4 protein-coding genes are annotated in these 6,831 nt (G+C 74.9%); 1 reads left to right on the forward strand and 3 read right to left on the reverse strand.

The window, feature by feature from the left end:
- Window positions 1-424 precede the first annotated feature (424 nt).
- Window positions 425-1,537, reverse strand: a complete 1,113-nt coding sequence (locus ACZ407_RS11795) for an ADP-ribosylglycohydrolase family protein (RefSeq protein WP_468128029.1) — start codon at window positions 1,535-1,537, stop codon at window positions 425-427.
- 370 nt (window positions 1,538-1,907) lie between these two features.
- Here ACZ407_RS11795 and ACZ407_RS11800 point away from each other — a divergent pair, with 370 nt between their 5' ends.
- A complete protein-coding gene (locus ACZ407_RS11800; protein ID WP_468127670.1) occupies window positions 1,908-2,438 on the forward strand; it encodes a lamin tail domain-containing protein in 531 nt (176 codons plus the stop codon).
- A gap of 80 nt (window positions 2,439-2,518) precedes the next feature.
- Here ACZ407_RS11800 and ACZ407_RS11805 read toward each other — a convergent pair whose 3' ends face one another.
- Entirely contained in the window at window positions 2,519-5,104 is a 2,586-nt protein-coding gene (locus ACZ407_RS11805; RefSeq protein WP_468127672.1) for a bifunctional FO biosynthesis protein CofGH, read from the reverse strand.
- 171 nt (window positions 5,105-5,275) lie between these two features.
- On the reverse strand, window positions 5,276-6,058 hold the full coding sequence (locus ACZ407_RS11810; protein WP_468127674.1) for an SDR family oxidoreductase: 783 nt from the start codon (window positions 6,056-6,058) through the stop codon (window positions 5,276-5,278).
- Window positions 6,059-6,831 lie beyond the last annotated feature (773 nt).

Raw genomic sequence — 6,831 nt, forward strand, 5'->3', positions numbered from 1 at the left:
TCGCCGGGCCCACCCCGGTTGCCGCACATGCCGCAGGTGACCATGCGCCCCATGCTGCGCCGGGCCCGGCGCCTGATCCATGCCCTCCAGGGCACCGCCCGGGCCCCCACCTGCCCGTTGGGGCACGCCTCCCACCCCCAGGGGCTGGGAGGTACCCCCTGGCGAGGCTTGATTGACCCGCCGCATCAGACCTTGAGCTGGATTTGCCCCTGCCGGCAAGCCGTACGTTCAGGCCGGGCGGCACCACATCCCAGCCCGTCCGGCGTTTGAGGACCGGGGTCCGGGGCGGAGCCCCGAAACCACGCGGCGGGCCGCAGCTTCGCGGCCGACCGGGCCGAAATCCAGCCCCGCCGGCGTGCGGCGCGGGGGGCGGGGGCGGCGCCCCGGACCTGTTACGCGTGCGGGGGCGGAGCCCCCGGCCCCGTTACGCGCGGGGGTAGCGCGCGAGCCAGCCCGGGGAGGACACGGCAGGGCCGTGCAGGGTCGGGCCCTGGGTCATTTCCATGGCGAAGTCGTCCGCGAGTTCCAGCATCGTCGCCCGCCCCTCCAACTCGGCCAGCCACGCCGCCGGCAGCGCAGTCTCCCCGTGCAGGGCACCGAGCAGCGCCCCGCACAGCGCCCCCGTCGCCGTCGAGTCCCCGCCGTGGTTGACGGACAGCCGCAACCCGTGCCGTACGTCCTCCGCCACCAGCGCGCAGTACACGGCCACCGCCAGCGCGTCCTCCGCGTCCCGCCCGTCCCCGGGGGACAGCGATTCGACCAGCTTGGGAGAGGGCGGCCCCTGCCGGACGGCCCCCAGCGCCCGCTGCAGCGCATCGGTGACCGGCTGCTGCCCCGGCCGGGAGCCGAGCAGCCCCAGCGCCCGCTGGACGGCCGCGTCGAGGGAGTCCCCGCGGGTCAGCCCGTGCACGATGACCGCGAAGGCGCCGGCGGACAGGTAGGCCGTCGGATGCCCGTGGCTCTGGGCCGCGCATTCCACCGCCAGCTGGAGCACGAGCGTGGGCTCCCAGCCGACGAGCAGTCCGAACGGCGCCGAGCGCACGGTCGCGCCCGCGTCCCGCGCGGTCGGGTTCTTCGGCTTGTCGAGGGTGCCGAGGATCTCGTCCCCGAAGCCGGTCATGCAGGCCCGGTCGGGCCCGCGCCGGGCGTACAGCCATTCCTCCTGGGCCAGCCAGCCGTTGTCCTTGCGCCGCTCGTCGGGCCCCCAGTCGTGCTGGGTGGCGGCCCACCGCAGGTAGGCGCGGTGCACATCGGTCGGCGGGTGCCAGGCGCCGGTGTCGCGGCGTACGTGGGCCCGTATCAGGCCGTCCACCGTGAACAGGGTGAGCTGGGTGGAGGCGGTGACCGCGCCGCGCCGCCCGTAGGCGGGCGCGGGCTCCGTCAGCCCTTCGGGGCCGTGCTCCTCGCGGATGCCTTCGAGGGAGAGCCCGGCCACGGGCGCGCCGAGCGCGTCTCCGATGGCGCTGCCGAGCAGGGCCCCGCGGACCCGGCTCCGGAAGTCCTGCTGCTCGGTCCGTCCCCAGGCCCCGGTGGACAGCCCTGCCGTCACCGTGGCCGCCGTACCCACTGCACTCGCCGAGCTCACTCGGAACCCCCCATTCCCCTGGCGCCGCACTCTAATGGACATCTTCGGTCGGATCCGGACGGAGTCCGCCACCCGGACCGGGAGTGAGCGCAGAACGGCTGGAATGCGTCCGGCACATGGCCCACGCGCCACGCGCACACGCGGACACACGCCACGCGGACACACGGACACGCCCCCGGGCCTGGTCCAGCCGCTTCCCGGCCCTCCCGCCGAGCGCAACCCCCGCTGCATTGCGCCCGGTTGGGCTCAGCGATCATGAAAACCAGCCATCCGGCACGTCTGCTCCGCCGGGTGCAGCCCACCGAAGGGGATCCCACCGCCCATGCGCATCAACCGACCCGCCGCCCTCGCCCTCGCGACGGCGGCACTGCTGGGGGCCCTCGGCAACGCCCCGGCCGCCTCGGCCGCTCCGACCGTCCCGGCCGCCGCCGGCGACCACGTGCGCAGCGTGCACTTCGGCGCCTTCTCCTACAACAGCCCCGGCCGCGACACCAAGTCGGCGAAGTCCCGCAACGGCGAGTGGATCGAACTCCACAACCACACCGGCCGGGCCGTCAACCTGAAGGGCTGGGAGGTCCACAACAGCAACGGCAACCACTACACCTTCCCCGCCTACGTCCTGCGCGCGGGCAAGACCGTCCGCCTGCACACCGGCCCGGGCCGCAACACCGGCTCGAACGGCACCCGCCTCGGCCACGTGTACTGGAACGCCCCGGACCACCGCTGGCACAACGGGATCGCCAACGCCTTCCTCTACAAGGCGCGCGAGCACACCTACTCCAAGTGGTGCCGCGGCGGCAGCATGTGGATGGACCGCAGCCCCGGCAGCTGCCACGAGATCCGCGTCGCCTGACCGGTGGGCGCGGGCAGTCGGGGGTGCCTCGCACAGCACCCCCGCCCGCCCCGCGCCCCCCGCCCGGCCCGCCCCCGGCCTCAGTCCAGCACCGGCAGCAGCTCCGGCAGGTGCCCGTCCGACGCGGCCGCGGCCCGCTGCCGCTCCTCCGGCACCTCTCCGTACAGCGTCGTGCGCGGCCTCGCCGGCCGGCCCGCCGACTCCGCGATGGCGACGAGGTCCCGTACCGCCTTGTACGAGCCGTAACTCGACCCGGCCATACGGGAGATGGTCTCCTCCATGAGGGTGCCGCCCAGGTCGTTCGCTCCGGACCGCAGCATCTCGGCCGCACCCTCCGCGCCCAGCTTCACCCAGCTGGTCTGGATGTTGGTGATGTGCGGGTGGAGCAGGAGCCGGGCCATCGCCGTCACCGCCCGGTTGTCGCGCACGGTCGGTCCCGGCCGGGAGATGCCCGCCAGGTACACGGGCGCGTTGGTGTGGATGAAGGGCAGGGTGACGAACTCCGTGAACCCGCCCGTCCGCTTCTGGATGTCCACCAGCGTCCGGAAGTGCCCCAGCCAGTGCCGCGGCTGGTCCACGTGCCCGTACATCATCGTGGACGAGGACCGGATGCCCAGCTCGTGGGCGGTGGAGACGACCTCGATCCAGTCGGCGGCCGGCAGCTTGCCCTTGGTGAGCACCCAGCGGACCTCGTCGTCGAGGATCTCCGCGGCCGTGCCCGGGATGGAGTCGAGCCCGGCCTCCTTGGCCGCCGTCAGCCAGTCCCGTACGGACATCCCCGTACGGGTGGCCCCGTTGACCACCTCCATCGGCGAGAAGGCGTGCACGTGCATGCCCGGCACCCGCTCCTTCACCGCCCGCGCGATGTCGAAGTACGCGGTGCCCGGCAGGTCCGGGTGGATCCCGCCCTGCATGCACACCTCGACCGCCCCGACCTCCCAGGCCTGCGCGGCCCGCTCGGCCACCTGCTCCAGGGACAGGGTGTACGCGTCCGCATCGGTGCGGCGCTGCGCGAAGGCGCAGAACCGGCAGCCGGTGTAGCAGACGTTCGTGAAGTTGATGTTCCGCGTGACGATGTACGTGACCTCGTCCCCGGACACCGACTTCCGCAGGTCGTCCGCGACCCGGCACAGCGCGTCCAGCGCCGGCCCGTCCGCGTGCAGCAGCGCCAGCGCCTGCGCGTCGGTCAGCCGCTCCGGGTCGTCGGCGGCCTGCGCCAGCGCCTCCCGTACGTCCGCGTCGATCCGCTCCGGGACCATGCCGGGCGCTGCCGCCTCGCGCAGCGCCTCCCAGTCCCCGTAGACCTCGTCGAAGTCGGCCCGCCGGTCGCCGGTGCGCCCCTCGGTGTCGATGGTGCGGTGCAGGTCGGTGCGCCCGGCCGGGCTCGCGGTGAACGCCTCGTCGGGCTCCTGCCACGGCCGCCCCTCGACCACCGCGTCCGGCCGCGCCAGCCCGGTGGCGGGATCGGCGAGGGCCCGTACGTGCGGCAGCAGCCGCGGGTCCAGCCAGGGTTCCCCGCGCTGCACGAACTCCGGGTACACGCACAGCCGCTCGCGCAGCTCGAAGCCGGCGGCCGCGGACTGCTCGGCCAGCACGTCGATCTGCGGCCAGGGACGCTCGGGGTTGACGTGGTCGGGGGTCAGCGGGGACACCCCGCCCCAGTCGTCGATGCCCGCCCCGAGCAGCCGTGCGTACTCCCCGTCGACGAGGTTCGGCGGGGCCTGGAGGTTGGCGGAGGGCCCCATGATGTGCCGGGCGACGGCCACGGTGGCGACCAGCTCGTCGATCTCGGCGTCCGGCATCCCGCGCATCGCCGTGTCCGGCTTGGCGCGGAAGTTCTGGATGATCAGCTCCTGGATCCCGTGGTACGCCCGGGCGGTGCGGCGCAGTGCGAACAGCGACTCGGCCCGCTCCTCGTGGGTCTCGCCGATGCCGATGAGCAGCCCGGAGGTGAACGGCACGGAGGACCGGCCGGCGTCCTCCAGCACCCGCAGCCGTACGGCGGGCTCCTTGTCGGGGGAGCCGTGGTGCGGGCCGCCGGGCTCGGACCACAGGCGGGTGGCCGTGGTCTCCAGCATCATCCCCATGCTGGGGGCGACGGGCTTGAGCCGCTGGAACTCGGACCAGGACATGACGCCCGGGTTGAGGTGGGGGAGGAGCCCGGTCTCCTCCAGGATGCGGATGGCCATGGCCCGTACGTAGGCCAGCGTGTCGTCGTAGCCGTGCGCGTCGAGCCACTCGCGGGCCTCGGGCCAGCGGTCCTCGGGCTTGTCCCCGAGGGTGATCAGGGCTTCCTTGCAGCCGAGCGCGGCCCCGCGGCGGGCCACGTCGAGCACCTCGTCCGGGCTCATGAACATGCCGTGCCCGGCGCGGCGCAGTCTGCCGGGGACGGTGGCGAAGGTGCAGTAGTGGCACTTGTCCCGGCAGAGCCGGGTGAGGGGTATGAAGACGCTCTTCGAGTACGTGATGACGCCCGGCCGGCCGGCGGCGGCGAGGCCGGCGTCCCGGATCCGGGCGGCGGACGCGGCGAGGACTTCCAGGTCCTCACCGCGCGCCCGGAGCAGGACGGCAGCCTCGGCCACGTCGAGCGCGACACCGTCGCGGGCCCTTTTCAGCGCCCGTCGCATGGCGTTGGCGGTGGGCGGCTGGGGAGGGGTCGTGGTCATCTCAGGAGCATACGATCCGGCCGAGCGGCGCCGTCCGGGGCCGGGCGGTGGCGCTGGTCACCGGGTCTGGGCGGGGGTGCGGGTGGTGGGGGCGCCGGGGTGCGCGTGCCCGGCCCGGTTCCCGGCCGCGTGCCCGGCCGCGTGCCCGGCCCGGTTCCCGGGCTGGGGGCGTCACCGCATCACCTCGCCCGCGTTGACGAGCAGCTGCTGGCCGGTGATGGCCCGGGCCCGGTCCGAGGCGAGGAAGGCGGCGGCATCGGCCACGTCCCCGTCGGTCGCCAGCTCCGGCAGTGCCATCCGCGAGGCCAGCCGGGCCAGCACCTCCTCCTCCGGCACCCCCTCGCCGTGCGCGGTGAAGGTGACGAAGGCCTGCACGGGCGGACCCCACATCCAGCCGGGCAGCACCGTGTTCACACGGATCCGGTGCGGGCCCAGCTCCCGGGCCATCGAGTACATGGCCGAGGTCAGCGCCCCCTTGGACGCGGCGTACGCGGCCTGCTGCACCTCGTTGGGCGCGGCGATCGCGGACTGGGTCCCGATGAACACCACCGCCCCGCCGCCCCGCTTGAGCGCGGGCAGGCAGGCGCGGGTCATGCGGAGGGTGCCGAGCAGGTTGACGTCGAGGATCTGCGCCCAGGTCCCGAAGTCGGCGTCCTCCAGCCCACCGAAGTACGAGTCCCAGGCGGCGACGTGCACGACCGCGTCGATCCCGCCGAACCGCTCCTCGGCGAGCGCGGCCAGCGCGGCGCACTGCTCCTCGTCCGCGATGTCGGTGGTCCGGTACGCGGTGTGCCGTCCGTCGGGGTCGATCTCGGCGGCGGACTTGGCGAGGTTCGCCTCGGTCCGCGCCCCGAGCACGGCGTTCCCGCCCTCGCGCACGACGGCCGCGGCCACCTGGTGTCCGAGCCCGGCCCCGACCCCGGACACGACGACGGTCTTCCCTTGCAGCATCATGCGCGATCGCCTCCCGGCGCCCGGTCCTCTCGCTGACGGTCCGTCAGATTAAGCGCCCCGCCGGCCAAGCGGAAGCCCCCGGGACCGCCCGCCTCCCACGCCCCCGGAGCCCGCCGGGGCTCCGCCCTCCGGGGGCCCCGCCCCGGGCCCGTGGGGCCCGCCCCCCCCGTGCTCCGCCCCGGACCTGTCGGGGTCCGACTTCCCGGGGCTCCGCCCCGGGCCCGTGGGGGTCCGTCCTCACGGGGCCCCGCCACGCCCCCGCCGGGCCTCCGCCCTCACGGGGCTTCGCCCCGGGCCCGGGGAGCTCGACTTCCCGGGGCTCCGCCCCGGACCTGTCGGGGTCCGACTTCCCGGGGCTCCGCCCCGGACCTGTCGGGGTCCGACTTCCCGGGGCTCCGCCCCGGACCTGTCGGGGTCCGACTTCCCGGGGCTCCGCCCCGGACCCCGGTCCTCAATCGCCGGACGGGCTGGAGTTTCCCGCCCGCCGCCTCTCCCGGTGCGGCTGTGCGCCTCGGCCTCCCCGACGCCCATTCCGGCTGCGCCGACCGCATCCCGGCTTCGCCGGGCACGTCCCGCCTTCGCGGGGCGCTTCCAACCCCGCCGGGCGCGCTCCGCGAATGCCGGCCGCCTCGCCAGGGGGCACCTCCCAGCTCCGCTGGGGCACACCTCCAGCCTCGCCGGCGTTTGAGGCGCGGGGTCTGGGGCGGAGCCCCAGTTCGGGAAGGGGCGGGTAGGGGAAAGCCCCGCAGGGATCCGAGCCGGGCCCTTCGGGG

The organism is Streptomyces sp. NPDC030809, assembly GCF_055572195.1.

Coding starts and splice junctions, on each gene's coding strand:
- ACZ407_RS11800 (WP_468127670.1), top strand. CDS start 1,908: ATGCGCATCAACCGACCCGCCGCCCTCGCCCTCGCGACGGCGGCACTG.
- ACZ407_RS11805 (WP_468127672.1), bottom strand. CDS start 5,104: ATGACCACGACCCCTCCCCAGCCGCCCACCGCCAACGCCATGCGACGG.
- ACZ407_RS11810 (WP_468127674.1), bottom strand. CDS start 6,058: ATGATGCTGCAAGGGAAGACCGTCGTCGTGTCCGGGGTCGGGGCCGGG.